23 protein-coding genes are annotated in these 25,234 nt (G+C 65.5%); 16 read left to right on the top strand and 7 right to left on the bottom strand.

Translation table 11 applies throughout. From position 1 onward, the window contains the following. Positions 1–73 precede the first annotated feature (73 nt). Genes F8O09_RS03525 through F8O09_RS03515 form a run of 3 tightly spaced genes read right to left on the bottom strand, consistent with a single transcriptional unit; the run spans position 74 to position 2,461 of the window. Positions 74–727 carry a trimeric intracellular cation channel family protein gene (locus F8O09_RS03525; RefSeq protein ID WP_158053950.1) on the bottom strand — a complete coding sequence of 218 codons (654 nt, stop codon included), beginning with the start codon at positions 725–727 and terminating at the stop codon, positions 74–76. A gap of 1 nt (position 728) precedes the next feature. Then, positions 729–1,175: a Fe-S cluster assembly sulfur transfer protein SufU gene (gene sufU / locus F8O09_RS03520; RefSeq protein ID WP_158030986.1), complete on the bottom strand. Its 447-nt coding sequence runs from the start codon at positions 1,173–1,175 to the stop codon at positions 729–731. After that, on the bottom strand, positions 1,172–2,461 hold the full coding sequence (locus F8O09_RS03515) for an aminotransferase class V-fold PLP-dependent enzyme (RefSeq protein ID WP_158053949.1): 1,290 nt from the start codon (positions 2,459–2,461) through the stop codon (positions 1,172–1,174). Before F8O09_RS03515 ends, sufU begins: the two co-directional genes overlap by 4 nt. A gap of 177 nt (positions 2,462–2,638) precedes the next feature. Here F8O09_RS03515 and F8O09_RS03510 point away from each other — a divergent pair, with 177 nt between their 5' ends. From F8O09_RS03510 to F8O09_RS03500, 3 genes are all read left to right on the top strand, one after another. Further along, positions 2,639–3,538 carry a MetQ/NlpA family ABC transporter substrate-binding protein gene (locus F8O09_RS03510; RefSeq protein WP_225732843.1) on the top strand — a complete coding sequence of 300 codons (900 nt, stop codon included), beginning with the start codon at positions 2,639–2,641 and terminating at the stop codon, positions 3,536–3,538. Positions 3,539–3,692: 154 nt separating this feature from the next. Then, complete coding sequence (locus tag F8O09_RS03505; RefSeq protein ID WP_158053948.1) at positions 3,693–4,724, top strand: methionine ABC transporter ATP-binding protein; 1,032 nt, start codon at positions 3,693–3,695, stop codon at positions 4,722–4,724. 1 nt (position 4,725) lies between these two features. Then, complete coding sequence (locus F8O09_RS03500) at positions 4,726–5,391, top strand: methionine ABC transporter permease (RefSeq protein WP_158053947.1); 666 nt, start codon at positions 4,726–4,728, stop codon at positions 5,389–5,391. A gap of 93 nt (positions 5,392–5,484) precedes the next feature. Here the strand turns inward: F8O09_RS03500 and F8O09_RS03495 are convergent, their stop codons facing one another. Further along, positions 5,485–5,943: a Rho termination factor N-terminal domain-containing protein gene (locus tag F8O09_RS03495; protein WP_158053946.1), complete on the bottom strand. Its 459-nt coding sequence runs from the start codon at positions 5,941–5,943 to the stop codon at positions 5,485–5,487. Between the two features lie 44 nt (positions 5,944–5,987). Here F8O09_RS03495 and F8O09_RS03490 point away from each other — a divergent pair, with 44 nt between their 5' ends. From F8O09_RS03490 to F8O09_RS03480, 3 genes are all read left to right on the top strand, one after another. Further along, positions 5,988–6,296, top strand: coding sequence for a chorismate mutase (locus F8O09_RS03490; RefSeq protein ID WP_158038320.1), 309 nt, complete (start codon positions 5,988–5,990; stop codon positions 6,294–6,296). A gap of 10 nt (positions 6,297–6,306) precedes the next feature. Continuing rightward, on the top strand, positions 6,307–7,782 hold the full coding sequence (cls, locus tag F8O09_RS03485) for a cardiolipin synthase (RefSeq protein WP_225732842.1): 1,476 nt from the start codon (positions 6,307–6,309) through the stop codon (positions 7,780–7,782). 127 nt (positions 7,783–7,909) lie between these two features. Beyond that, positions 7,910–9,244, top strand: coding sequence for a cation:dicarboxylate symporter family transporter (locus F8O09_RS03480; RefSeq protein WP_158030993.1), 1,335 nt, complete (start codon positions 7,910–7,912; stop codon positions 9,242–9,244). Between the two features lie 165 nt (positions 9,245–9,409). On the opposite strand, the gene poxB is transcribed toward F8O09_RS03480, so the two are convergent. Next, positions 9,410–11,137: a ubiquinone-dependent pyruvate dehydrogenase gene (gene poxB / locus F8O09_RS03475; protein WP_158053945.1), complete on the bottom strand. Its 1,728-nt coding sequence runs from the start codon at positions 11,135–11,137 to the stop codon at positions 9,410–9,412. A 251-nt stretch (positions 11,138–11,388) separates the two neighbouring features. Here poxB and F8O09_RS03470 point away from each other — a divergent pair, with 251 nt between their 5' ends. The 6 genes from F8O09_RS03470 to F8O09_RS03445 all read left to right on the top strand — a co-directional run bounded on the left by F8O09_RS03470 (position 11,389) and on the right by F8O09_RS03445 (position 17,548). Next, on the top strand, positions 11,389–12,408 hold the full coding sequence (locus F8O09_RS03470; RefSeq protein WP_158030995.1) for a TerC/Alx family metal homeostasis membrane protein: 1,020 nt from the start codon (positions 11,389–11,391) through the stop codon (positions 12,406–12,408). A 171-nt stretch (positions 12,409–12,579) separates the two neighbouring features. Beyond that, the gene (gene leuC, locus F8O09_RS03465) at positions 12,580–14,124 is read left to right on the top strand and encodes a 3-isopropylmalate dehydratase large subunit (protein ID WP_158053944.1); all 1,545 of its coding nucleotides are present in this window, start codon (positions 12,580–12,582) and stop codon (positions 14,122–14,124) included. A 1-nt stretch (position 14,125) separates the two neighbouring features. Next, positions 14,126–14,725, top strand: coding sequence for a 3-isopropylmalate dehydratase small subunit (gene leuD / locus F8O09_RS03460; RefSeq protein ID WP_158042492.1), 600 nt, complete (start codon positions 14,126–14,128; stop codon positions 14,723–14,725). After that, positions 14,722–15,426 carry a lysophospholipid acyltransferase family protein gene (locus tag F8O09_RS03455; protein ID WP_192497538.1) on the top strand — a complete coding sequence of 235 codons (705 nt, stop codon included), beginning with the start codon at positions 14,722–14,724 and terminating at the stop codon, positions 15,424–15,426. The genes leuD and F8O09_RS03455 overlap by 4 nt, the downstream gene beginning before the upstream one ends. Then, the gene (locus F8O09_RS03450) at positions 15,423–16,451 is read left to right on the top strand and encodes an NAD(P)H-dependent glycerol-3-phosphate dehydrogenase (RefSeq protein ID WP_158053942.1); all 1,029 of its coding nucleotides are present in this window, start codon (positions 15,423–15,425) and stop codon (positions 16,449–16,451) included. Before F8O09_RS03455 ends, F8O09_RS03450 begins: the two co-directional genes overlap by 4 nt. After that, positions 16,448–17,548 carry a D-alanine--D-alanine ligase family protein gene (locus F8O09_RS03445; protein ID WP_158053941.1) on the top strand — a complete coding sequence of 367 codons (1,101 nt, stop codon included), beginning with the start codon at positions 16,448–16,450 and terminating at the stop codon, positions 17,546–17,548. The genes F8O09_RS03450 and F8O09_RS03445 overlap by 4 nt, the downstream gene beginning before the upstream one ends. Before the next feature lie 4 nt (positions 17,549–17,552). Here the strand turns inward: F8O09_RS03445 and F8O09_RS03440 are convergent, their stop codons facing one another. Together F8O09_RS03440 and F8O09_RS03435 are read right to left on the bottom strand one after the other, a co-directional pair. Beyond that, complete coding sequence (locus F8O09_RS03440; RefSeq protein ID WP_158031000.1) at positions 17,553–17,996, bottom strand: DUF3515 family protein; 444 nt, start codon at positions 17,994–17,996, stop codon at positions 17,553–17,555. A gap of 106 nt (positions 17,997–18,102) precedes the next feature. After that, positions 18,103–18,693 (bottom strand): RsmD family RNA methyltransferase, encoded by a 591-nt coding sequence (locus F8O09_RS03435; protein WP_158053940.1) that lies wholly within the window; start codon positions 18,691–18,693, stop codon positions 18,103–18,105. 50 nt (positions 18,694–18,743) lie between these two features. Here F8O09_RS03435 and F8O09_RS03430 point away from each other — a divergent pair, with 50 nt between their 5' ends. The 4 genes from F8O09_RS03430 (at position 18,744) to acs (ending at position 25,209) form a co-directional block, all read left to right on the top strand. Further along, positions 18,744–20,990, top strand: coding sequence for an ATP-dependent DNA helicase RecG (locus tag F8O09_RS03430; RefSeq protein WP_158053939.1), 2,247 nt, complete (start codon positions 18,744–18,746; stop codon positions 20,988–20,990). Between the two features lie 145 nt (positions 20,991–21,135). Then, entirely contained in the window at positions 21,136–21,627 is a 492-nt protein-coding gene (gene coaD, locus F8O09_RS03425) for a pantetheine-phosphate adenylyltransferase (RefSeq protein ID WP_158031003.1), read from the top strand. A gap of 67 nt (positions 21,628–21,694) precedes the next feature. Beyond that, positions 21,695–22,948, top strand: a complete 1,254-nt coding sequence (gene dinB / locus F8O09_RS03420) for a DNA polymerase IV (RefSeq protein ID WP_158053938.1) — start codon at positions 21,695–21,697, stop codon at positions 22,946–22,948. Positions 22,949–23,187: 239 nt separating this feature from the next. Then, positions 23,188–25,209, top strand: coding sequence for an acetate--CoA ligase (acs, locus tag F8O09_RS03415; protein WP_158053937.1), 2,022 nt, complete (start codon positions 23,188–23,190; stop codon positions 25,207–25,209). The last annotated feature ends 25 nt before the right edge of the window (positions 25,210–25,234 follow it).

Here is a 25,234-nt window from a genome sequence, read left to right as displayed (position 1 = left end):
TCCCCCCCCCCCCCCCCCCCCCTCCGCCGCCCCCCCTCCGCCGCCCCCCCCCCCCCCCCCCCGCCTCTCTGCGTCAGAGCTCGTCGGCGATACCGGAGTTCGGCTGCACGCGCAGGCGTGCCTTGGGCAGGTGCCAGCCACGCCAGATCGCGAGCACACGGATCGTGGCGATGGTCAGCACGGCGACCACCGTCGCAGTGAGGTCTCCGACGCCAGCCACGTGCAGCACCCAGTACATGACCGCACCGGCGAACGAGGCGGCGGCGTAGATCTCTCGCACGAGCAGCGTCGGGGGAGACTGCGCGACCAGCAGATCTCGGATGATCTCGCCCGTCACTCCGGTGAGCACAGCCAGGATGAAGACGGCCAGCGGCGTCGCATCCGCCGCGATCGCGGCCTTGGCCCCGATGACCGACACGATCGCCAGACCGGCGATGTCGGTCAGTTCGAGCAGCCAGCGGGGAATGACGACGAAGCGGACGAGGACGAACGCCGCGATGGCGACGGAGAGCACCGTGGCCAGAATGACGGGATCGTGCATCCAGTAGACCGGAGTGTTGCCGAGCAGCGTCTCACGGAGCGTGCCGCCACCGACGGCGCAGAGCAGCCCGACCAGCAGCGCACCGAAGAAGTCGAGGTGCGCACGCGCAGCAGCGAGCACGCCGCTGACTGCGAACGAGCTGATGCCGATCAGATAGACGATGCGAATGATCGCGTCCGCATCCATCTCAGTGCTCCGACTTGCGCAGGGCGTCCTCCAACGCGACCCAGCTGAGCATCGCGCACTTCACACGCATCACATAGCGGCTGACGCCGCCGAGAGCGACCGCGTCTCCGAAACGCTCGACATCCGGTTCACGCTGACCACGAGAGTGCATGACGTCGCGGAACTCGCCGATCAGCTCGAGGGCCTCGGCGCGCGACTTGCCCTGCAGCAGATCGGTCAGCAGCGATGCGCTCGCCATCGAGATGGAGCAGCCGTCACCCTGCCAGCCGATCGACTCGATGCGGTCGTCGGCGTCTAACCGCACGCCGAGTGTGATCTCGTCACCGCATGTGGGGTTGACCTGGTGGGAATGCCCCGTCCAAGTGCCGTCGGCATATGTGCCGTCTCCTCGGCGCTCCCGCGACTCTTCGATGATGACGGTCTGGTAGAGATCCTGCAGGCCGCTCAACGGTCTGCTCCGAAGAAACCGCGAACGTCTGAGAGCCCGTTGAGGAAGGCGTCGACTTCGGCCTCGGTGGTGTACAGGTAGACGCTCGCCCGCGTGGAGGCGGTGACGCCGTAGCGTCGATGCACCGGCTGGGCGCAGTGATGGCCCACGCGAACGGCGATCCCGCGATCGTCGAGGAACTGCCCGACATCGTGTGCGTGCACACCGTCGACATCGACCGACACCATGCCTGCACGGTCGATGCCGGCGGCAGGACCGAGCAGACGCACGCCCGGAATCTGCGAGACGCCTTCGGCGAGACGCTGACCGAGCGCATGCTCATGCGCGGCGATGCGGTCGAGACCGATGTGCGACAGGTAGTCAGCGGCGGCACCGAAGCCGACGGCTTGGGCGACCATCTGCGTTCCCGCTTCGAAGCGGGTGGGCGCAGGCATGAAATCGGTGTGCTCCATGGTCACCGTCGTGATCATCGACCCGCCGGTGATGAACGGCGGCAGCGCGTTGAGCAGCTCGCTGCGACCGTACAGCGCGCCGACTCCTGTCGGCCCGAGCATCTTGTGCCCGCTGAAGGCGGCGAAGTCGACGCCGAGTGCGTGCAGATCGAGGGGAAGGTGCGGCGCCGACTGGCAGGCGTCGAGCACGGTGTAGGCGCCGGCGGCCTGTGCCAGCTCGACGAGGCGGCCGACCTGGTTGATGGTGCCGAGCACGTTGGAGACGTGAGTGAACGCCAGCACCCGGGTGTGCTCTCCGATCAGGCCCTCGGCTGCATCCATGTCGAGCGTGCCGTTGTCTGACAACGGGATGTAGCGCAGCGTGGCGCCGGTGTGCGCGGCCACCTCCTGCCAAGGCACCAGATTGGCATGATGCTCCATCTCAGTGACGACGATCTCGTCACCGGGCCGCAGCATGAACCGCTGCGCGGCCTCGCCTCCGCGACCCGCCGTGGCATTGACGAACCCGTAGGCGACGGCGTTCAACGCCTCTGTGGCGTTCTTCGTCCATGCGATCTCGTCGTCGTCTGCACCGACGAACGACGCAACCTTGTGCCGCGCCTCTTCGAAGAGCTCGGTGGCCTCGCCGGCGAGAGTGTGCGCCCCACGATGCACTGCGGCATTGCGCATCTCATCGAACTCCTGCACGGCGTCGAGCACGCTGATCGGCCGCTGCGCTGTGGCGCCCGAGTCGAGATAGATCAGCTGGTGATCGCCGATGCGTCGCTCGAGCAGGGGAAAATCGTTGCGAATTCTCTCAACCTCGTCTGGGGGGAGAGTCTCGACTGGTGACATGCAGAATCCTTCGCTTCAAGTGCTCATCCAAGGATAAGACGGTCGTCAGCCAGACGAAAGGGCACGCGCGACTGCCCGCACGGTGACGAATTGTTTCACAAATCGTCACCGGAATTTTGACCCCTCCAGACCGCCCGCCACACTTGAGGGGTTGTATTCACGATGAAAGGCAGCACCTTGAGAATCTCGAAGAAGAAACTGTTCGGACTGGCCGTGACCATTCCCTTGGTCGGAGCTCTGCTCACCGGCTGCGCGGGCGGCTCGGATGCTGCGAAGGGCAGCGAGTCGAACCCGGTGAAGATCGGCGTGGTCGGCAAGAGCGACCCGCAGTGGGCGGCCTTCGAGAAGGCAGCCAGCAGCGAAGGCATCCACGTCGACATCGTCGACTTCACCGAGTACACCCAGCCGAACCCGGCACTCGCTGAGAAAGAGCTCGACCTCAACGAGTTCCAGCACATCATCTACCTGGCCAACTACAACGTGAAGAACGACCAAGACCTGACACCGATCGGCGCGACGGCGATCTACCCGCTCGGGCTCTACTCGAAGACGCACGAAAGCATCGACCAGATCCCAGAAGGCGGCACTGTCGCTGTGCCGAACGACGAGACCAACCGTGCTCGTGCTTTGGGCGTGCTGGTCGATGCAGGCTTGATCAAGTTGAAAGGGGAGTGGACTGCCGTCACCGATACGCGCGATGTCGACACCGACGCGTCCAAGGTGAAAGTGACCGAACTCTCCGCAGACCAGACGGCGAACGGTCTGCAGGATCTCGACGGAGCGGTCGTCAACAACGACTTCTTGAAGAACGCCGATCTCGTCGGCAAAGAGCCCCTCGCGCAGTCGAAGCCAGACGCCGAGAGCGCCAAACCGTACATCAACATCTTCGTCTCCCGTGCCGAAGACAAAGACAACGAGACCTACCTGAAGCTCGTGAGGATCTTCCAGGAGAACACCGACGTGCAGGCTGCACTGCAGGAGGCATCCGGCAACACCGCGACGCCGCTGACCACCTCGGCACCCGAACTGCAGGATCTGCTCAAGACCACGCAGGATCAGATCACGAACAAGGCCTGATCTGCACCAGTCGGCGAAGACCGGAGGGGCGGAACTCGGTTCCGGCCTTCCGGTCTTTCCGAGCTCAGCGACTCCCGAACGACGGGTGCGCCCGGAGCACACTGCACATCGGGTATCTCGGGAGGAGACCCCAAATGCCGGAAGGACAGCAAGCATGGCACTGATCACTCTGAACGGGGTGTCGAAGGCCTACCCGGCGCCGAAGCGTGGCGCCGAACCGATTCAGGCCGTCGACGACGTGAGTCTCGAGGTCGAAGAGGGCAGCATCACCGCCGTCATCGGCTACTCCGGCGCCGGCAAGAGCACGCTCGCTCGCCTGATCAACGCGCTCGAACCGGCCACGTCGGGCCGTATCGTGGTCGACGGGCGCGAGATCACGGCACTGAGCGAGCGAGATCTCAGACGGGCCCGGCTCGACATCGGCATGATCTTCCAGCAGTTCAACCTGCTCGAATCGAAGACCGTCGCGAAGAACGTGGAGTTTCCGCTGCGAGTCGCCGGGCGTGATCGTGGCGAACGTCGGGCACGGGTCCAGGAGCTGCTCGACTTCGTCGGTCTGAGCGATCGCAGCCGCAACTATCCCGAGCAGCTCTCCGGCGGGCAGAAGCAGCGCGTCGGCATCGCCCGTGCGCTCGCGACCTCACCCCGCATCCTGCTCGCCGACGAGGCGACCAGCGCGCTCGACCCCGAGACGACCCAAGAGGTGCTCGCCCTGCTGAGCCGGGTCAACCGCGAGTTCGGCGTCACGATCGTCATCATCACGCATGAGATGGACGTCGTGCGCAGCATTGCCGACCACGTGGTCGTGATGGAGCACGGGCGCGTCGTCGAGCAGGGCGAGGTCTATGACACGTTCTCGAACCCGAAGCAGAACGTCACGCGCAGATTCGTGCGCACCCTGGTGAGCCCGACCCCGCCCGAGGCCGAGATGCAGGAGCTCCGCGCTCTGCACCCCGGCCGCCTGCTCAGCGTACGGGTGCTCGACGGCGACACCGCTCAGAAGGGTCTCGAACACGCTGCAGCAGACCGAGATGGCCTCGATCTCGAGCTGATCTACGGCGGGGTCAGCACGATCCAGGGCCGCGGCTTCGGCTACCTGCTCTATGAGGTCACCGGCTCGACGCCGGTGGTCGCCGAATTCATCGCCGCTGCCGTCGACGACGCCAACATCGAAGAGGTTGCCTGACATGAAGCCCATCGACTGGAACCAGACCATTCCAGATCTCATCGCGGCGACCGGCGAGACGCTCTACATGGTCGTCATCGCCGTCGGGCTCGGCGGCGTCTTCGGCCTGGTGCTCGGCCTCGTGCTGTACCTGACACGCAAAGGCAACCTGCTGGCCAACCGGTTCGTGTTTCAGGTCATCAACGTGCTGGTGAACTTCTTCCGCCCGATTCCATTCGTCATCTTCATCGCCGCGGTGCAGCCGCTCGCCCGCTCGGTCGTGGGCATCGGCATCGGCATCCAGGCGGCGACGTTCACCATGGTGCTCGCGGCGACCTTCGGCATCGCGCGTCTGGTCGAGCAGAACCTGGTCACCGTCAACCCCGGTGTGATCGAAGCTGCCCGGGCGATGGGGGCCGGCCTGCCGCGCATCATCTTCCAAGTGCTGATCCCCGAGGGGCTGGGCGCTCTGATCCTCGGTTACACCTTCGCCTTCGTTGCGATCATCGACATGTCTGCGGTGGCCGGCGTCGTGGGGGCCGGCGGCCTCGGGAACTATGCGATCCAGTACGGGTACCGACAGGCGAACCCCGTGATCACCTGGACGACCGTCGTGATCATTGTGATCATCGTGCAGGTGGTGCAGGGGCTGGGCAACTGGCTCTCACGGCGACGACTTCGGCGTTAAACGGCAAGGCCACCCGGGCGCCGGTGGGCGTGCCCGGGTGGCCTTGCAGACGCACCCGCGCCAGAAATGGCGGATGCCGTGCTGCTGCCGCGATCAGTGCTGCAGCAGTGCGATCAGATCGGCCTTGGTCAGACGAGAGTAGCCGCTCAGACCGCGCTTGCGGGCAAGCACGCGCAGCTCGACGACCGTCTTCGCGCTGAGATCAGACTGAGCAGGTCGCTTCGCGGCGGCTGCCTTCGACTTCGACGCGCCCTTCTGAGCGGGCTTCGCCGCTTTGTCCGCAGCTTCGGCCTTCTTCGGAGCCTTCGGTACGGCCACCTCAGGGGTCGTGACCGTCGAACGCTCCACCAGGCGCTCCTGTGCGCGTTTGGCGAGCTTCTCGAGCGTCGACTCCAGCTGTTTGGCCTGCTTCTTGGCCTTTTTGCCGGCCTTGTCGGCGAGGCGGCGAGCCTCTTTCACTGCCTTCGCAGCCTTCTCAAAGGCCTCTTCGGCAGCCTTCTCGGCCTTCTTGCTCTTCGACATCGTGATCCAGCCTTCCCAATAGAACTGCACTGGCCTGCTGATCGTATCAACTGCGCGTTAACTAGGATGGAGACATGGTGCAACACGAACAACAGATTCCGGCGCGACTGAGCGAGATCAGAGAGAGCATCGACAACTTCGACGCCGCGCTGATTCACATTCTGGCCGAACGTTTCAAATGCACCAAAGAGGTCGGCGTGCTCAAAGCGCGACACGGCCTGCCGGCGACTGACAGCGACCGCGAGCATCAGCAGATCGCGCGGTTGAAAGCGCTCGCCGTCGACTCCAACCTTGACCCGGAGTTCGCCGAGAAGTTTCTCAACTTCATCATCGCCGAAGTGATCCATCACCACACCGAGGCGTCGAACCGTCTGAAGCCCTGAGCGCCTGCTCGTGGAATTCCCGACCGTGCTCACTTGGGTGCTTGGCATCCTGATCGTCATCGACCTGGCCCTGCGACTCGTGGCGCTGTTCATCGTGCCGCGCAACCGCACCCCCGCATCGGGCACTGCATGGCTGATGACGGTCACGTTCTTTCCTCTGATCGGCTTTCTGCTCTTTCTGGCCATCGGCACGAACCACCTGCCGAAGCAGCGCCGCGAGAAGCAGCGTGAGGCCGCCCTGCGCATCAACGGCAAGTCGCCGACGCTGCACGTCGAGACGGCTCTGGGCAATGCGCCTGACTGGTTCGTCGAAGTCATCGATCTCAACCAGCGGCTGGGAGGCATGCCGCTCGTCGGCGGCAATCAGGTGCACATCATGCACGAGACCCTTGAGTCGTATGACGCGATGATCGCAGAGATCGACCGTGCGCAGCAACGGGTGCACGTGCAGTTCTACATCCTCGCCTACGACGAGACGACCGCGCCGTTCTTCGCCGCGCTGCGACGAGCCGTGCAGCGCGGCGTGACCGTACGCATCCTCATCGACTATTGGGCCTCACGCCGCACCCGCGGCTTCGCCCAGACCCGGCGCGAGCTCGATGCCATCGGCGCGACGTGGGCTTACACGCTGCCGTTCAAACCGATGCGAGGGCACATGCAGCGGCCCGACCTGCGCAACCATCGAAAGATCGTCACCGTCGACGGCGAGGTGGGCTTCACCGGGTCGCTCAACCTGGTGCACCCCAGCTACCACAAACCGAAGGCGATCAGACGGGGGATGCGCTGGATCGACCTGATGGCCCGTTTCGAGGGGCCGGTGGTCGCCGAGCTCGACGCGGTATTCGCGACCGACTGGTTCATCGAGGTCGGCGAAGAGATCATCGAGGAGTCGCTTCAGAGGCGTTTCGCCCGCAACGTCCACGAGCTGCGCGGGCCGGTGCAGTGTCAGGTGGTTCCCAGCGGGCCGGGCTACGCCAGCGAGTCGAATCTGCAGATGTTTCTGGCTCTGCTCTATCACGCTCGCCACAGCGTCGAGATCGTCAGCCCCTACTTCGTGCCCAACGACGCCATGCTGTACGCCATGTCGAACATTCGCGCACGAGGAATCAACGTCGACCTCTATGTCTCAGAGATGGCAGACCAGTTTCTCGTGCATCATGCGCAGTGCTCCTACTACGAACAGCTGCTGCGAATGGGAGTGCGCATCTGGCGCTATCGGTCGCCGGCGCTGCTGCACACGAAGTACGTCATCGTCGACGATCAGGTCTCGGCTCTCGGGTCGAGCAACATGGACATGCGTTCGTTCACGCTGAACATGGAGGTCACCGTGCTGCTCTACGGCGAAGCCACGGCGAACGTGCTGGGCGGCATCGCGCGACTCTATCGCAGCAGCAGCGTTCAGCTGACTCTGGCCGAGTGGAGCACTCGCCCGTGGTACAAGCGCATGGCCGACAACATCTGTCGTCTGACATCGGCATTGCAGTAGCAGTCGGCACAGGTGCTCGACAGGTGTATCGTGTATACGTTCGTCGTTGGCCTGACCACCGACGTCAGCACACGGTCACCGCGATCGTGCGTCGCTTCAATGGGGAAGAGTGAAAGAGCGATCAGTCATGAACACACAGATTGACAAGTCCAAGGGCGGCGTCGACCGGCCCAAACAGAAAAAGCCGAAGACTACGTGGCTCTACGTGCTGGTGATCGTCGCAGCGGTCCTGGGCATCGTGTTCGGGTTCGTGGCGCCGCATGCCGCCGTGGCGATGAAGCCGCTGGCCACCGGGTTCGTCTCGCTGATCAAGATGATGATCGTTCCGATCATCTTCTGCACGATCGTGCTCGGCATCGGTTCGATCGCCAAAGCCGCCACCGTCGGCAAGATCGGCGGGCTGGCCCTCGGGTATTTCATCATCATGTCAGTCGTCGCCCTCGCGATCGGTCTCGTGGTGGGCAACATCATCAAGCCGGGCACCGGCCTGGACGTCTCCGAGCTGCTTGCCAACCCGGCCAAGATCCCCGGTGCCAGCGGTGAGGCAACCAATCTCACAGACTTCATACTGAGCATCATTCCGGCGAGCCTCGTCGAGCCGTTCGCCAGCGGCAACGTGCTGCCCGGGCTGTTCGTCGCGCTGCTCACCGGGTTCGCCCTGCAGGGCATGGGGTCGGCCGCCGAACCCATTCTCAAGGCCATCGGTGCGATTCAGAAAGTGGTCTTCCGCATTCTGAGCATGATCATGTGGGTGGCGCCGATCGGTGCGTTCGGCGGTCTGGCCGCCCTGATCGGAGCGACCGGCTGGGGTGGTCTCGGCAGTCTGGTCTCGGTCATGGTGGGCTTCTACGTCACCTGTGCGCTGTTCGTCTTCGTCATTCTGGGAGCGATCCTCTGGCTCGTCGCACGGGTGAACGTCTTCTCGTTCCTGAAGTACCTGGGCAAGGAGTTCCTGCTGATTCTGGCCACCTCGTCATCAGAGAGCGCGCTGCCGCGTCTGATCGGCAAGATGGAGCACCTGGGCGTCGACAAAGCGGTCGTCGGCATCACCGTGCCGACCGGCTACTCCTTCAACCTGGACGGCACGGCCATCTACCTGACGATGTCGTCGCTGTTCATCGCTGACGCCATGGGCAACCCGATGTCGATTCAGGAGCAGATCGGTCTGCTGCTGTTCATGATGATCGCCTCGAAGGGAGCTGCGGGCGTCAGCGGCGCCGGCATCGCCACGCTGGCCGGCGGCCTGCAGGCGGCTCGTCCCGACTTGGTCAACGGCGTCAGCATCGTCGTCGGCATCGACCGCTTCATGTCTGAGGCTCGCGCTCTGACGAACTTCGCGGGCAACGCGATCGCGACCGTGCTCGTCGGCACCTGGACGAAAGAGATCGATCACGAGCAGGTCAAGAAGGTGCTGAGCGGCAAGGATCCGTTCGACGAGGCCAACTTCGACGGCGGTCACTGATCGCTGCTGACGGGTCGGGCCTGCGGCAGCAGGTGTGCCTCGTCAGTCTGCAGACACAGTTCAGTCTGTAGACACAGAAGGGGCTCGCCTCGGAATCTTCATTCCGGGGCGAGCCCCTTCGTCATGCACCAAAGAGAATCGCCGGCGCGTCGCCGTCTCAGTGCGTCAGAACAGCTGACGCCAGTTGGTCTGCGCGAGGTCGAGCAGCTCGTCGCCGCGTCCTGACATCACCGTGCGGATGGCGTACAGCGCGAAGCCCTTCATCTGCTCCGCCTTCACCGTCGGAGGCATTGAGAGCTCCTGCCGGTTGGTGACCACGTCGATCAGCGCAGGCCCGTCGTGGGCGAATGCCGCCTCAAGGGCGGGCTTGAGCTCGCTCGGACGCTCGACGCGCTGGCCGAAGATGCCGGCGCCATTGGCGAGGTCGGCGAAGTTCGGGTTCTCCAGGCCGGTGCCGTAGTTCACGAAGCCAGCGGCCTTCATCTCAAGCTCGACGAAGTTGAGCGACGAGTTGTTGAAGACGACCATCTTGACCGGCAGCTTCGACTGCGTCAGCGTCAGCAGGTCGCCGAGCATCATGGTGAGTCCGCCGTCACCGCTGAACGTGACGACCTGGCGATCGGGGTACGCCATCTGCGCGCCGATCGCCTGTGGCACAGAGTTGGCCATCGACCCGTGCGTGAACGAGCCGAGCAGACGGCGGTGGCCGTTCATAGTCAGATAGCGTGCGGCCCAAACCACAGGAGAGCCGACGTCGGCCAGGAACACGGCGTCGTCTGACGCGAGTTCGTCGACGACTTTCGCGACGTACTGCGGATGCAGCGGGCCGTGATCGCGGCGGCCCGGGGTCGCGAGTTCGTCGAGCTTCGCGCGAGTCGACTTGTAGTGTTTGAGCGCGTCTTTGACATGCTCGCGGTTCTGCTTGCGGTCAAGCAGAGGCAGCAGAGCCCGCACAGTGTCGCCGACATCGCCGACCAGACCGATGTCGAGCGGTGTGCGATGCCCGAGCTGCTCACCACGAATGTCGACCTGGATGACCGTCGCATCCTCGGGGTAGAACTGTGGGTACGGAAAATCGGTGCCCAGCATGAGCAGCACGTCAGCCGCATCAATGGCCCGATACCCTGACGCGAAGCCGAGCAGCCCGGTCATGCCGACGCTGAAGGGGTTGTCGTACTCGACGAACTCCTTGCCTCTCAGCGCGTGCACGACCGGCGCGCCGAGCGTGTCTGCGATCTGCACCAGCTCGTCATGCGAGCCCTGAACGCCGGCACCGGCCAGGATGGTCACTTTGTCGGCTCCGTTGAGCACGTTCGCGAGATTCTGCAGCTCGTCGTCGCTGGGGCGCACCACGGGATGCGTCGGTGTGATCTTCGTCACACGGCTGTCGAGAGCTTCGGTGAGTGCGACGTCTCCGGGGATGACGAGAACGGCGACACCACGACGCTCGATCGCCGTGCGCATGGCGATCTCGAGCAGTCGAGGCATCTGCTTCGCGTTCGAGACCAGCTCGGCGTAGACGCTGCACTCGCGGAAGAGATCCTGCGGGTGGGTCTCTTGGAAGTAGCCGGTGCCGACCTCTTCGCTGGGGATATGCGCCGCGATGGCGAGCACTGGAGTGCGAGAGCGGTTGGCGTCGAAGAGTCCGTTGATCAAGTGCAGGTTGCCCGGGCCACACGAGCCGGCGCAGACGGCGATCTCTCCGGTCAGCTGTGACTCCGCGCCTGCGGCGAAGGCCGCTGACTCCTCGTGACGCACCTGCACCCAGTCGATGCTGTCGCTGGTGCGGATGGCATCGGTGATGCCGTTGAGGGAGTCACCTGCGACTCCGTAGATTCGTGAGACACCGTTCTGTTCAAGGGTGTCGATGAGATTCTGAGCGATCGTCGTCATGGTGCTCTCCTCTGACAAGGTCTAGTGGGGTTAACGCGACGCTGCCGACTATACCGCTGTGGCTCTCGGCGAGACATGCTAGAGTTGCCACCTGCGAAGGGGAGTATCCCGATATCGTTTGGTCGTCAATACGCCAGATGCCATCATCTGACCGGCCGGCGGGCGTCCGAGCGACGTGGGAGAGACTTTCGGCCATACCAGTGCACCATCGGTCGGTGCATCTGACCGGCCTCGAGAGGAAACCTCCGTCTATGGAACCCGTTTTGCCCGTCTCGTTCGAAATCGGCTCGACGATCGTCATGCTGCTGATTCTGGTAGCCGATCTGCTGTTGGTCGTCAAACGACCACACGTGCCATCGATGAAAGAGGCGAGCCTCTGGGTTGGCTTCTATGTGCTGCTGGCGCTGATCTTCGCCGGCACGCTGTTCGTCATCGGCGATGCCCAGCACGGCAGCGAGTTCATCGCCGGCTGGCTCACTGAGTATTCGCTGAGCATCGACAACCTCTTCGTCTTCGTGATCATCATGTCTCGCTTCGGTGTGCCGAAGAAGTACCAGCAGGAGGTGCTCATGGTGGGCATCATCGTGGCGCTGGTGCTGCGTGGCGTGTTCATTCTGCTCGGCGCGCAGCTGATCGAGAGCTTCAGCTTCGTCTTCTACCTCTTCGGCGCGTACCTCGTCTACACCGCATGGAAGCAAGCGTTCGGCAAGGAGAACGACAACGAGGGGCAGGAAGACAACCTGCTCATTCGCACGCTTCGCAAGCGTGTGGCCATTACCGACGAGTTCGATGGCTCCAAGCTGCGCACGACCATTGACGGCAAGCGCTTCTGGACGCCGATGGTCATCGTCTTCCTGGCGATCGGCAGCACTGATCTTCTCTTCGCACTCGACTCGATTCCCGCGATCTTCGGCATCACACAGAACGCCTTCTTGGTCTTCGCCACCAACGTCTTCGCCCTGATGGGCCTGCGCCAGCTGTACTTCCTGCTCGGCGGACTCCTCGAGAAGCTGGAGTACCTCAAGTACGGCATCGCATTCATCCTGGCGTTCATCGGCGTGAAGCTCGTCTTCCACGCGATGCACGTGAACGAGCTGTCGTTCGTCAACGGCGGTCAGCCGATCACTTGGGCCCCTGAGATCAGCACATGGACGTCACTCTCTGTCATCTTGGTGTCGATGGTCACCGCCACCGTGGCGAGCCTGATGAAAGCTCGTCGAGACGCACGGCGAAGCGGGGAACGAGGGCCGATGCCGGGCGTGCGTCTCTGAGCTTCCTCCCGCAGGCGGACGCAGGCTGCCGCCGACCTGCGTGGTAAAATCTCGGCCATGCAGTTCCAGCGGCTTCTTCTTGGGTGCCGCGACGAGATCGAGTTCTGACAGATCCACTCGTCGCGGAGTCTCACCGTGGTCTGAAGCCGAATGGAGAAGAGTATGACCAACATGTCAGAGACACAGCACTCAGCATCTCGCCCTCGCACACTGGCCGAGAAGATCTGGGACGCCCACGTCGTCACAGCGGGTGAGAACGGGGCACCAGACCTGCTCTACATCGACCTGCATCTGCTGCACGAGGTGACGAGTCCGCAGGCGTTCGACGGCCTGCGCCAGGCTGGTCGTCCTGTGCGTCGGCCTGATCTGACCATCGCAACCGAAGACCACAACACACCGACGATCGATATCGACCGCCCGATCGCCGATCCGGTCAGTCGCGTGCAGATCGACACGCTGCGCAAGAACGTCAAAGAGTTCGGCGTGCGACTGCATCAGCTCGGCGACGACGACCAGGGCATCGTGCACGTCGTCGGCCCACAGCTCGGGCTCACCATGCCCGGCATCACCGTGGTCTGTGGCGATTCGCACACCTCGACGCATGGCGCGTTCGGCGCCATCGGGCTGGGCATCGGCACCAGCGAGGTCGAGCACGTGCTGGCGACGCAGACGCTGCCGCTCAAGCGGTTCAAGACGATGGCGATCAACGTCGAAGGCAGGCTTCGGCCCGGAGTGACGCCCAAGGACATCATCCTCGCCGTCATCGCGAAGATCGGCACCGGCGGAGGCCAGGGCTATATCCTCGAGTACCGCGGGTCAGCCATCCGGGCGCTGTCGATGGAGGGTCGCATGACGATCTGCAACATGTCGATCGAAGCCGGGGCCCGAGCCGGCATGGTCGCTCCCGACGAGACCACCTTCGCCTATGTCAAAGGACGCCCGCACGCTCCTCAGGGGCAGGAGTGGGACGACGCAGTCGCCTACTGGAGCACGCTGCACAGCGATCCCGAAGCCGTCTTCGACCGTGAGGTCGACATCGACGTCGACACGCTCGAGCCCTTCGTGACGTGGGGAACGAACCCCGGCCAGGGCGTGGCGCTGTCGTCATCGGTGCCCGATCCGGCATCCTACGACGACGAGAACGACCAGCGCGAAGCTCGCCGTGCGATCGAGTACATGGGGCTCCAAGCCGGCACCCCGATGCGCGACATCGCGGTCGACACTGTGTTCATCGGCTCATGCACCAACGGGCGAATCGAAGACCTGAGACAGGCCGCCTCGGTGATGGACGGACGGCGCAAGGCCGAGGGGCTGCGCGTGATGGTCGTGCCGGGATCGGCACGAGTGCGCATGCAGGCAGAGGCCGAGGGGCTCGACCGCATCTTCACATCGTTCGGTGCCGAGTGGCGCTTCGCAGGCTGCTCGATGTGTCTGGGTATGAACCCCGACCAGCTCTCACCCGGGCAGCGGGCGGCGTCGACGTCGAACCGCAACTTCGAAGGCCGACAGGGCAAGGGCGGGCGCACTCATTTGGTGTCGCCTCTGGTCGCCGCCGCCACCGCTGTTCGCGGCACGCTGTCGTCACCGAGCGATCTGGGCATCTCGAACGAGCAGCTGCGGCGCAGCAGGCACTTCGCTCCGCTCGGCGAGCATCCGGAGAGCGCACGACCGATGCCTGAACCACAGACCCGGCTGCTGCCGTTGGAGGTGCGCTGACATGGAGAAGTTCACCACGCTGACCGCCGTCGTCGCGCCGCTCAAGCTGTCGAACGTCGACACCGACCAGATTCTGCCTGCGGTCTATCTGAAACGTGTGACCAAGACCGGCTTCGAAGACGCGCTGTTCCACCGCTGGCGGCAGAACCCGGACTTCATGCTGAACGACCCCGCGTTCGCACCGGCGCGCATTCTGGTCGCCGGCCCGGACTTCGCCACCGGTTCGTCGCGCGAACATGCCGTCTGGGCGCTGCACGACTATGGATTCCGCGCCGTCTTCTCACCGCGATTCGGCGACATCTTCCGTGGCAACGCAGGGAAACAAGGGCTGGTCGCCGGAGTGCTCAGCGAGGCGGACACCGAACGGGTCTGGGCGCTGATCGACGAAGACCCAGGGCTTGAGGCGACGGTCGACCTTGTCGCCCGCACGCTGCGCGTCGGCGATGAGGAGTTCTCGTTCGGCATCGACGACGACGTACGATGGAGGCTGCTCGAAGGTCTCGACGACATCTCGTTGACCCTGCGAGACGAAGAGGCGATCAGCCGCTTCGAGGACAAACGCGCCGCTTGGCGCCCGAAGACACTACCGGCGAGGTCATGACGAGAAAACGACGGCGCAAGACCGAGTACCCCCTGATCGCGTACGTCGTGGCGCTGATCATCGTGCCGGTGTCGAAGATCCTTGCGCGCTGTGAGTTCCGCGGACTCGACCGTCTGCCCGATGGGCCGTACATCCTCGTTGCGAACCACGTGACCAAGCTCGACCCGCTGCTGATGATCCGCTTCGTCTGGGAGGCGCGTCGCATGCCGCATTTCATGGCGAAGGCCTCGCTGTTCAAACTGCCGATCGTCGGCTGGGTGCTGAGCGACTCCGGTCAGATCCCCGTCGACCGTCACGGCCACGGAGGTGCGTCGGTCGAATCGGCGGCCAAGTGGCTGGCGAAAGGACAGACCGTGCAGATCTACCCGGAGGGCACGCTGACGCGTGACCCCGACCTCTGGCCGATGAAGGGCAAGAGTGGTGCGGTGCGCCTGGCCCAAGAGGCGAACGTGCCGATCGTGCCGGTGGGGCAGTGGGGCGCTCAAGAGATCCTGCCGCCGTATGGCAAAGGGCTGCACATCTTTCCCCGCAAACACTTCACCGTGCAGATCGGCGAACCGATTCCCGCGGAGCGCTTCGCGAACCTGCGCACCGGTGCCGAGTTCGCCGAGGCGACGGCGGATGTCATGGCTGCGATCACCGCCGAAGTCGAGACCCTGCGTGGGCCCAAACCGATCGAGCCCGCCGGAGACGTCAAGTGATCCGCGCAGCGGTCGTCGGCGCCGGTTCCTGGGGCACCACTTTCGCGAAGGTGCTCGCTGACGCGGGCTGCGAGACCACAGTGCTCGCCCGGCGCAACGAGGTCGCTGCGCAGATCAACGAGCAGCACCGCAACGAGCAGTACCTTCCCGATGTGACGCTGCCCGAGACGCTGCACGCGACGACTGATCCGTCTGCCGCACTGTCACGAAGCGCCCTGGTCTTTCTCTCAGTGCCCTCGCAGCAGCTGCGGGCGAGCCTCTCGGCGGTCGGAGAGCACCTGCCCAGTGACGCCGTGCTGGTCAGCCTGATCAAAGGGCTGGAACGCGGCACCATGCTGCGGATGAGCGAGGTGCTCGTCAACGAGATCGACTGGGACATCGCACGGCTCGGCGTGCTGAGCGGCCCCAACATCGCCGGTGAGATCGCCTCGGAGCAGCCGGCGGCCGCGGCCGTGGCGTCGACCGATCTGGCCTTGGCGGAGTGGGTCGCGCAGCACGTCACGAATCCGTATTTCTCGGCATTCGCCAATGACGATGTGGTCGGCACGGAGTACGGCGGGGTGCTGAAGAACCTGATCGCGCTGGCCGTCGGCATCGTCGCGGGCGTCGGGTACGGCGAGAACACGAAGGCCGCGATCATCACCCGCGGGCTCGAAGAGATCAGTCGGTTCGCCGTGGCCTTCGGCGGTCGACCTGAGACGTTGGTCGGGCTCGCCGGACTCGGCGATCTGATCGCCACCTGCGAGTCGCCGCTGTCACGCAACCACACCGCCGGGCGTCTGCTCGGCCAAGGGCATCCGCTCGACGAAGTCGTGCATCGCATGCAGCAGACGGCCGAAGGCATCGGATCTGTGCGGCCCGTGCTCGATCTGGCCCGTGAGCACGGCGTCGAGATGCCGATCGTCAGCCAAGTGGCCCAGGTGCTCGACGGGCGCATGAACCCGGCCGACCTCACCGTGCACATCACACCCCGCAACGAAGAGGCCCTGGCCGATGCCACGGCCGGAGGAGACAAGATCCGATGACGAAGCAGAGAGTCGCGGTCGTGTTCGGCGGTCGCTCGAGCGAACATGCGATCAGCGTCGCGACGGCAGGCGGCGTGCTCGGTGCGATCGACCGCGAGCGCTTCGACGTGGTGCCGGTGGGCATCACTGCCTCAGGGCGTTTCGTGCTGCAGTCCGACGACGCCGAGCGTTTTCAGCTCGTCGACGGCCGGCTGCCCGAACTGGCCCCTTCTGACACGACCGTGATCTGGCCCAGCGGCACAGAGGATCACCATCTGCGTGCCATCGCCCATGACGGCACCGTCACCGACCTCGGCGAGATCGATGTGGTGCTGCCGCTGCTGCATGGCCCGTTCGGCGAAGACGGCACGATTCAGGGGCTGCTCGCGATGGCCGATCTGCCCTATGTCGGGTCGGGGGTGCTCGCATCTGCCGTCGGCACAGACAAGGAGTACACGAAGATCGTGCTCGAGGCCGCCGGCATCGACGTCGGCCGCTACGTGACAGTGCGCCCCGACGAATTTCGCGTCGCACCTGCCGAGGTGCACGGTCGAGCGGCCGGGCTCGGCCTGCCGCTCTTCGTCAAGCCTGCCCGTGCGGGCTCGAGCGTCGGCGTCTCGAAGGTGACCAGCGACACCGAGCTGGATGCGGCGCTTGAGATCGCGTTCGCCGAAGACGACAAAGCGCTGATCGAAGCAGGGGTCACCGGTCGCGAGATCGAACTGGGCGTGCTGGGCTCACTGCACGGCTCCGGCACCCGCGTCAGCGCGGTGGCCGGCGAGATCGTCGTCTCAGGCGAGGGGTTCTACGACTTCGAGGCCAAGTACCTGGCCGACAGCCCGGCACGTACGGTGTGCCCGGCAGACGTCACCGACGCCGAGCTCGCCGAGCTGCGTCGAGTCGCCAAAGCGGCGTTCGAGGCTCTGGACTGCCATGGTCTGTGTCGTGTCGACGTGTTCCTGACCTCTGACGGGGTCGTGGTCAACGAGGTGAACACCATCCCGGGGTTCACTCCGATCTCGATGTTCCCCCAGCTGTGGCACGCATCTGGCCTCGATTACGGAGATCTGATCACCGATCTCATCGATCAGGCGCTCGAACACGAGCCGCTGCGCTGAGACCTCAGTGGCAGCGCTTCGTCGCAGGAATGCGCTGCACCGCCGGCGAGATTTCGGCGAGCACGCTGTTGCCTGACACCGCAGTCGAGTCGATGACCAGTTCAGTGGCCGGGCTGCGGCCATAGGTGGTGAACCGGTAGGTCGGGTCGTCTGTGTCGTCGACGAGCCAGTCGACGTCGTTCACGGTCACACAGCTCTGGCTGCTGACCTCTGGCTCGACGACCCCGCAGGTCAGCAGAATCGTCGCCGGCTTGCCCCAAGCCCCGGTCGCCTGCGCATTGGTGCGGCGCTTCTGCTGCTCGCCCAGCGTTGGAGGCAGACGAACGATGATCTCTGCGCATGCCGGGTCATCGGCTTTGGGCGCAGGCTCCATCGGAACGGTACCGGTGCATCCGCTCAGCGCGGGCGCGAGCGCAGCGACTGCGCCGATCGACGCCAGCGCAGTCATCAAGCGCCGACGACGAGAGCGAGCGTCGGTCACTGTCGGTGCGCCGCGCACGGCTGAACGTTCGCAAGCGGCAACGGACGGGTTCTCTCGACGGGCAGACACCCTGTCAGCCTACCCGTGCATCCTCGGACTCGCCGAACCACAGCACCGTCTCGCCATAGCGGCGTGGCGGCTGCCCGACATACCCGGCAGGCCAGCGCAGATCGGGCGTTCGCGAGCTGCGTTCGACCACGACGTCGGCCAGCGGCGAGAGCGCCGGCAGCAGGTCGACGAGCAGCGTCTCGAGCGCGGCGGTGCTGACGTCGTAGGGCGGGTCTACGAAGACGAGATCGAAGTGTGCGGCCGGTGCACCTGACAGCCAGCTCTGCACTCGCTGCTCGACCACGGTGATGCGGGCCGGTCGCGCCGAGGCCTGGTCGAGCGCGTCGCCGACTGTCTGTGCGTTGCGGCGGGCGACGGATGCGGCGGTGCGGCCCGCCTCGACGACGACGAGCTCTTCGGCTCCGCGTGAGATCGCTTCGAGGCCCAGCGCCGCAGACCCGGCGTAGAGGTCGAGCACGCGCAGGTCGGTGAAATCGAGCCTCGCGTCGAGACGCGAGAAGAGCGCCTCTCTGGTACGACCTGTGGTGGGGCGGGTGCGCGAATCCGGAGTCGCGAGAGAGAGGCCTCCGGCGACGCCGGCGATCAGACGAGTCATGCGGTCATTGTGCCACGGCGAGTGTCACAGCGTGCCTCTACACTGAGAGCATGCCTGCAGATGCGCTCGAGACCCCGCTTGAGCGGGTACTCGGCGCGAAGACCGCGCGAGCACTCACGCGTGCATACGAGGTGCGCACCGTCGGCGATCTGCTGAGCCTCTTTCCGCGTCGGTATGCGCATCGCGGAGAGCTCACCCCGATTCGGTTTCTGCACCCCAGCGAGCAGGTCACCATCGTGGCCGAGGTGGTCGAAACGCGCGAACGTGAGATGCGGGCACGCCACGGCAAGATCACTGAGGCGCGAATCACCGACGGTCAGGGCTATCTCACCCTGACCTTCTTCAACCAGCCATGGCGCGCCGCCGAGCTGCAGCCCGGTGCGCGCGGCGTGTTCTCCGGGCGCATCGGAGAATACCGCGGGTCACTGCAGCTCGCGCACCCCGACTACGAGCTGTTCGCCGCCGAACCGGCCGATGGCAAGGATCGCCGGCGGGGCACGGCTGATCGCGACGTCGAAGACGCCTCAGACGCACCAGTCGTCGACGAAGCCGCCGACGACCAGGCCGACGCGTGGGCACGTCAGCCGCTGCCGATCTATCCCGCCACGTCGACCCTGCCCAGCTGGAAGACCGCGAACAGCATCGGCATCGTGCTCGACGGTCTCGCAGATCTGCCCGAGCTGCTGCCCGAGGCCGTGCGGCGCCGACATCGTCTGCTCGACCGACGCGCCGCATTCGAAGCGGTGCACCGACCGAAAGACGATGCGCAGCTGCGCGTCGGGCTGCGCTCAGCGCGCTTCGAAGAGGCCTATGTGCTGCAGACCGCACTGCTGCGTCAGCGCGCCGAGCTCGAAGCACAGCATGCCGAGACGTTTCCGCACGTGCCGGGCGGCATGCTCGACGAGCTCGACCGCCGCCTGCCGTTCGATCTCACCGCCGGTCAGCGGGCCGTCGGCGAGACCATCAGCGCAGAGCTGTCACAGGGATCGCCCATGAATCGGCTGCTGCAGGGCGAGGTGGGCTCGGGCAAGACCCTCGTCGCACTGCGGGCCATGCTGCAGGCGGCTGACGGCGCCGGGCAGGCGGTGCTCATCGCGCCCACCGAAGTGCTCGCCACTCAGCATCTGGCGAGCCTGCACGGCATGCTCGGGCATGAGCTCTGGCAGCGACTGATGCCGCAGCTGATCACCGGCAGTCTGCCCACGGCCCAACGTCGTCATGTGGCTCTGGCAGTGGCCTCTGGCCGCTCACGACTGATCGTCGGCACGCACGCGCTGCTGAGCGACACCACGCAGTTCGAGAATCTCGCGCTGGTCGTCGTCGACGAGCAGCATCGCTTCGGCGTCGAGCAGCGCGAGGCGTTGAAGGCCAAGGGCGTGCATCATCCACATGTGCTGATGCTCACTGCCACGCCGATTCCGCGCACGGTCGCCATGACCGTCTTCGGCGACCTCGACATCTCGTCGCTGCACGAGCTGCCGGCCGGGCGCCGCCCGGTGGCCAGCTTCGTCGTGCCGCTCGCCGAGAAGCCGGCCTGGATCGAGCGCGTCTGGCAGCGTCTGGCCGAAGAAGTCGAAAAGGGCAGACAGGGCTACATCGTCGCGCCCCTCATCGACGACGCCGAATCCGGTGCGGCGGAGGCAGTCGGGGCATCCAGCACCGCGGTCGGGGCGTCCCAGGCTCCGACCCCGCGCTGGAGCGTCGATCGCGTGCTGCACGTGCTGGCGGAGCACCCGGCGACCAGGCACCTGCGCGTCGCCGCGCTGCACGGCCGAATGAAGGTCGAAGAACGCGAACAGGTCATGCGCGACTACGTCGAGCGTCGCCTCGACGTGCTGGTGGCCACGACGGTGATCGAAGTCGGCGTGAACGTGCCGAACGCCAGCGCGATGGTCGTCTTCGACGCCGACCGCTTCGGCGTGGCCCAGCTGCACCAGCTGCGTGGCCGTGTCGGCCGAGGCGAGCATCCGTCATTGGCGCTCTTCGTCACGACGGCCGCCGAGGGCACACCGACGCGGGCGCGCATCGATGCGGTCGCGAACACGACAGACGGGTTCGAGCTCGCCGAGCTCGACCTCAGTCTGCGACGAGAAGGCGACGTGCTGGGCGCCACACAGTCTGGCTCTCGCTCGCAGCTGCGCGCACTGCAGGTCACTCGCGACGCCAAGATCATCGAGCAGGCACGCCAGGCCGCTCACGAGCAGCTGCAGACCGGCGAGCCGCTGCCCGAGGCGCTCGAACGCGCGATCCGCGCTGCGGTCGCCGAGACCGACGAGCACTACCTGAGTGCTTCGTAACAGAGCGTCGTGCCTTGCCTCGCGGCCTGTCTCGTGGCGGCGCGATCGGCTTGCAGACGGTCGTGCCACGAGCCTGAGCGGGGGCCAGGGCGCCGGGGCCGACACCAAGACCGTATGTGTCGGTGGTGCAGCGTACGCTGTTGCCATGACTTCGACTGCTGTATGCCCGGGCTCGTTCGATCCGGTGACCCTCGGCCACCTTGACGTGTTCGCGAAGGCAGCGCGCATCTTCGACGATGTCATCGCGCTCGTGGTGCACAACCCGAAGAAGACCCCCGCTTTCTCATTGCGTCAGCGTGTCGAGTTTCTGCGCGCCGCACTCGACGATGCCGGCCTGACGCAGGTACGGGTCGACACCCTCTCTGAAGGGCTGCTCGTCGAATACTGCCATCAGCAGCAGGCCAATGTTCTGGTCAAGGGCATTCGCGGCGACCTCGACGTCAGCTACGAGACGCCGATGGCCATCGTGAACCGCAACCTCGGTGCGGTCGAGACGGTCTTTCTGCTGCCCGAGCCCGAGCACTCGCACGTCTCGAGCTCGTTGGTGCGCACACTCGCCGACTTCGGCGGTGACGTCTCTCCGTACGTGCCCGAGCCGGTCGCGCGCCACTATCGCGAGCATTCGAGGCAGCAGTGAGCCGTTTCGAGAGCGCTCGCAGAGATCATCGGCCCAGCCCAACGAGTCTGCCTGACCAAGGCCGTCGGTGAGCAGACAGGACGGCTCGCACCGTCGCGTCTCAGACGCGTCGGTCGACGACGGCACCGCACACATTCTGCACATCGACATGGACGCCTTCTTCGCGAGCGTCGAACTGCTCGAACGGCCCGATCTGCACGGCCTTCCGGTGATCGTCGCCCACGATGGGCCGCGATCCATCATCACGACGGCGACCTACGAGGCCCGCCGCTATGGCATCCACTCGGCGATGCCGCTGGCCCGTGCCCGACAGCTCTGCCCACGCGCCGTGCTGATCGAACCCCACTTCGAGAGGTACCGCACCGCGTCGGCCACGGTCATGCAGGTGCTGCAGCGCTTCACCCCGTTGGTCGAGCAGGTCAGCGTCGACGAGGCCTATCTCGATGTGCGAGGTGCTCAGCGGCTGTTCGGATCGGCCGGCCAGATCGCCGAGCGCATTCGCCGCGAAGTGTTCGCGGCCACCGGGCTGCACTGTTCGGTCGGCGTCGCCACCGCGAAGTTCGTCGCGAAGCTCGCCTCTGGCATGGCGAAGCCCGACGGCATGCTCATCGTGCCTGCAGGCCAGACGCTGGCCTTTCTCGCACCGCTCGAGGTCGGCGCGCTGCCCGGAGTGGGCGGTCGCACCGCCGAGAAGCTGCAGCGTCTCGGGCTGATGACGGTCTCCGATCTGGCGCAGGCCCCCGAACAGGTGCTCCTGCGCGCGGTCGGCGTCGCCCAAGGCACGCGTCTGCGCGAGCTCGCCCACGGTCGAGACGGGCGACCGGTCAGTCCCGGCCGAGTCGAGAAGTCGATCGGGCACGAACGCACCTTCGACGACGACATCGACGCGGCGACGAACGAGGGCCGCGACCGGCTGCGGTCAGCCGTGCTCGATCTGGCCGAACGCACCTGCGCCCGAGCGCGCAGGCATCACACCGTGGCGCGCACCGTGGCGATCAAGGTGCGTGATGCCGCGTTTCATACGGTGACCCGCTCGCAGACGCTGCGCGAGCCCACGCAGACCGGTCGCACGGTGTTCGAGACCGCCTGGCATCTCTTCGACGCGTCTGGCATGGCCAACAGCGCCATTCGACTGATCGGCGTGCGGCTCGAACAGCTGGCGCCGGTCGGAGCCGACGGCGCCGAGACCGCGTTGTGGAGCGACGACGACCAGTGGCGTGTCACCGATCAGGCGGTAGACGCCGTGGTCGACCGGTTCGGCCCCGGCGCGGTGCGTCCGGCTCGCCTGATGCGTCGTGACGGGCCGACAGCCGATCACTGAGCGAGCCGGTCGGCAGAACCTCGGTTCTTCGCCAGGCGTGCAGGAATGCATTTCTTCTCGCGGCAACACCGTTCTCACGTGTGGTGCGCTCGGGGCGCTGCGTTAGTCTGACAGCTACCCATCACGGTGTGGTGTCGCGAACCGGATTCGTCTCTGGCGGCAATGGGGCCGTTCGAGTTGAGAGACGAACCGACTTCGGGCACCGCTCGGCACCGTGGAGCGCTCAACGAGGAGGGCCCATGAACGAACCAGCACCAGCGACGGCTCAGATCAACCGCATCTTCATCACCGATCAGCACGGCGTCATCGAAAGCCACCACCTCGATCTCGTCGATCGGTTTCCTCCCAGTCAGGAGTTCGCTGCACAGGCGAACTGCACCGCAGACGTCTACCGGCAGGCCGAGGCCGACCCAGAGGCATTCTGGGCCGACCGCGCTCGTGCGCTGCACTGGCACAAGCCGTTCACCCGCACGCTCGACTGGAGCAGTCCGCCCTTTGCGAAATGGTTCGACGACGGCGAGATCAACGCCTCGTACAACGCGCTCGACCGGCACGTGATCGCAGGCAACGGCGACCGAGTCGCGCTGCACTGGGAGGGAGAGCCGGGCGATCGACGAACGATCACCTATGCCCAGCTGCTCGCTGAGGTGAAGCGCGCCGCGAACGTGCTCACCGCGCTCGGCATCGGGCAGGGCGATCGGGTCGCAGTGTATCTGCCGATGATTCCCGAGACCGTCGCGACGCTGCTGGCCATCGCCCGCGTCGGTGCCATCCACTCCGTCATCTTCGGCGGGTTCAGCGCCGACAGTCTGCGGGCTCGAATCGACGACTGCGAGGCGCGCCTGGTGGTCACCGCCGACGGCGGCTGGCGCAAGGGGCGGGTCTCGCCGCTGAAACCGACGGTGGATGCCGCGCTCGGCCTGCACCCGGAGCGGCGGCACAGCGTCGAGCACGTGCTCGTCGTGCGTCGAGGCGAGAACGACGTCGACTGGACCGACGGGCGGGATCTTTGGTGGCACGAGACCGTCGCCACAGCATCCGCCGAACACGAGGCACAGGGCTTTCCCGCCGAGAACCCGCTCTTCATTCTCTACACGAGCGGCACCACTGGGCGTCCCAAAGGTATTCTGCACACCACGGGTGGCTACCTCACACAGACCTCGTTCACGCATCGGGTCGTCTTCGACCTGAAGCCTGAGACCGACGTGTTCTGGTGTACGGCAGACGTGGGCTGGATCACCGGGCACAGCTATCTCGTCTACGGCCCGCTGGTCAACGGGGCCACCCAGGTGATGTACGAGGGCACGCCCGAGACGCCGACCTGGGGCCGCTGGTGGCAGATCGTCGAGCGATACGGGGTGACCACGCTGTACACCGCGCCGACGGCGATTCGCGCATTCATGCGGGTCGGGCGGCAGGTGGTGCTCGATCATGACCTCAGCAGCATCCGTCTGCTGGGCAGCGTGGGCGAGCCGATCAACCCCGAAGCCTGGCTCTGGTATCGCGAGGTCGTGGGCTCGAACACGGCACCGATCGTCGACACCTGGTGGCAGACCGAGACGGGCGCGATCATGGCGTCGCCGCTGCCCGGCGTCACGACCATGAAGCCGGGCAGTGCGCAGAAGGCGGTGCCCGGCGTCAGTCTCGGCGTGGTCGACGACAGCGGCGCCCCGGTGGGCAACGGCAACGGCGGGCTGCTCGTCGCCAACCGGCCGTGGCCCTCGATGCTGCGCGGCATCTGGGGTGACGACCGACGCTACGTCGACACCTACTGGGCGACGTTCGGCGACCGGTACTTCGCCGGAGACGGCGCCCGGTACGACGACGACGGCGACATCTGGCTGCTCGGTCGGGTCGACGACGTGATGAACGTCTCAGGGCACCGCCTGTCGACGGCCGAGATCGAGTCAGCACTGGTGGGTCATCATGCGGTCGCCGAGGCCGGCGTGGTCGGGGTGGCCGACGAGAACACCGGTGAAGCCGTGATCGCCTTCGTGGTGCTCAAACGCAACCAGCAGCTGGTCTCGACGGCGGATGCTCCGGCTGAGCTGCGGCAGCACGTCGCGCAGCAGATCGGCGCGATCGCCCGGCCCAAGCGGGTCTACATCGTGAACGACCTGCCGAAGACGAGGTCTGGCAAGATCATCAGACGAGTGCTGCGAGATCTGGCCGAGGGCCGGCCGATCGGCGACACCACGACCGTGGCCGACCCCAAGGTGATCACCTCGATCGCCGAACAGGTGCAGGCGACGAACGGCTGAACGTCGCAGAACGGCTGCCTCGCGC

Origin of the sequence: Pseudoclavibacter sp. CFCC 11306 (genome assembly GCF_008831235.1) — a bacterium.
Lineage (GTDB): Bacteria > Actinomycetota > Actinomycetes > Actinomycetales > Microbacteriaceae > Pseudoclavibacter_A.
Note: the sequence above shows the minus strand (reverse complement) of the source record. Positions and strands in the feature narration are given on the sequence as shown.

Excerpts from the sequence above, each read along its gene's own strand:
- F8O09_RS03525 (WP_158053950.1), bottom strand. The coding sequence starts at position 727 with ATGGATGCGGACGCGATCATTCGCATCGTCTATCTGATCGGCATCAGC.
- leuD (WP_158042492.1), top strand. The coding sequence starts at position 14,126 with ATGGAGAAGTTCACCACGCTGACCGCCGTCGTCGCGCCGCTCAAGCTG.
- F8O09_RS03445 (WP_158053941.1), top strand. The coding sequence starts at position 16,448 with ATGACGAAGCAGAGAGTCGCGGTCGTGTTCGGCGGTCGCTCGAGCGAA.
- leuC (WP_158053944.1), top strand. The coding sequence starts at position 12,580 with ATGTCAGAGACACAGCACTCAGCATCTCGCCCTCGCACACTGGCCGAG.
- F8O09_RS03430 (WP_158053939.1), top strand. The coding sequence starts at position 18,744 with ATGCCTGCAGATGCGCTCGAGACCCCGCTTGAGCGGGTACTCGGCGCG.
- coaD (WP_158031003.1), top strand. The coding sequence starts at position 21,136 with ATGACTTCGACTGCTGTATGCCCGGGCTCGTTCGATCCGGTGACCCTC.
- F8O09_RS03515 (WP_158053949.1), bottom strand. The coding sequence starts at position 2,461 with ATGTCACCAGTCGAGACTCTCCCCCCAGACGAGGTTGAGAGAATTCGC.
- acs (WP_158053937.1), top strand. The coding sequence starts at position 23,188 with ATGAACGAACCAGCACCAGCGACGGCTCAGATCAACCGCATCTTCATC.
- F8O09_RS03480 (WP_158030993.1), top strand. The coding sequence starts at position 7,910 with ATGAACACACAGATTGACAAGTCCAAGGGCGGCGTCGACCGGCCCAAA.
- F8O09_RS03470 (WP_158030995.1), top strand. The coding sequence starts at position 11,389 with ATGGAACCCGTTTTGCCCGTCTCGTTCGAAATCGGCTCGACGATCGTC.
- F8O09_RS03490 (WP_158038320.1), top strand. The coding sequence starts at position 5,988 with ATGGTGCAACACGAACAACAGATTCCGGCGCGACTGAGCGAGATCAGA.
- F8O09_RS03435 (WP_158053940.1), bottom strand. The coding sequence starts at position 18,693 with ATGACTCGTCTGATCGCCGGCGTCGCCGGAGGCCTCTCTCTCGCGACT.
- F8O09_RS03440 (WP_158031000.1), bottom strand. The coding sequence starts at position 17,996 with ATGACTGCGCTGGCGTCGATCGGCGCAGTCGCTGCGCTCGCGCCCGCG.
- F8O09_RS03505 (WP_158053948.1), top strand. The coding sequence starts at position 3,693 with ATGGCACTGATCACTCTGAACGGGGTGTCGAAGGCCTACCCGGCGCCG.
- F8O09_RS03500 (WP_158053947.1), top strand. The coding sequence starts at position 4,726 with ATGAAGCCCATCGACTGGAACCAGACCATTCCAGATCTCATCGCGGCG.
- poxB (WP_158053945.1), bottom strand. The coding sequence starts at position 11,137 with ATGACGACGATCGCTCAGAATCTCATCGACACCCTTGAACAGAACGGT.
- F8O09_RS03455 (WP_192497538.1), top strand. The coding sequence starts at position 14,722 with ATGACGAGAAAACGACGGCGCAAGACCGAGTACCCCCTGATCGCGTAC.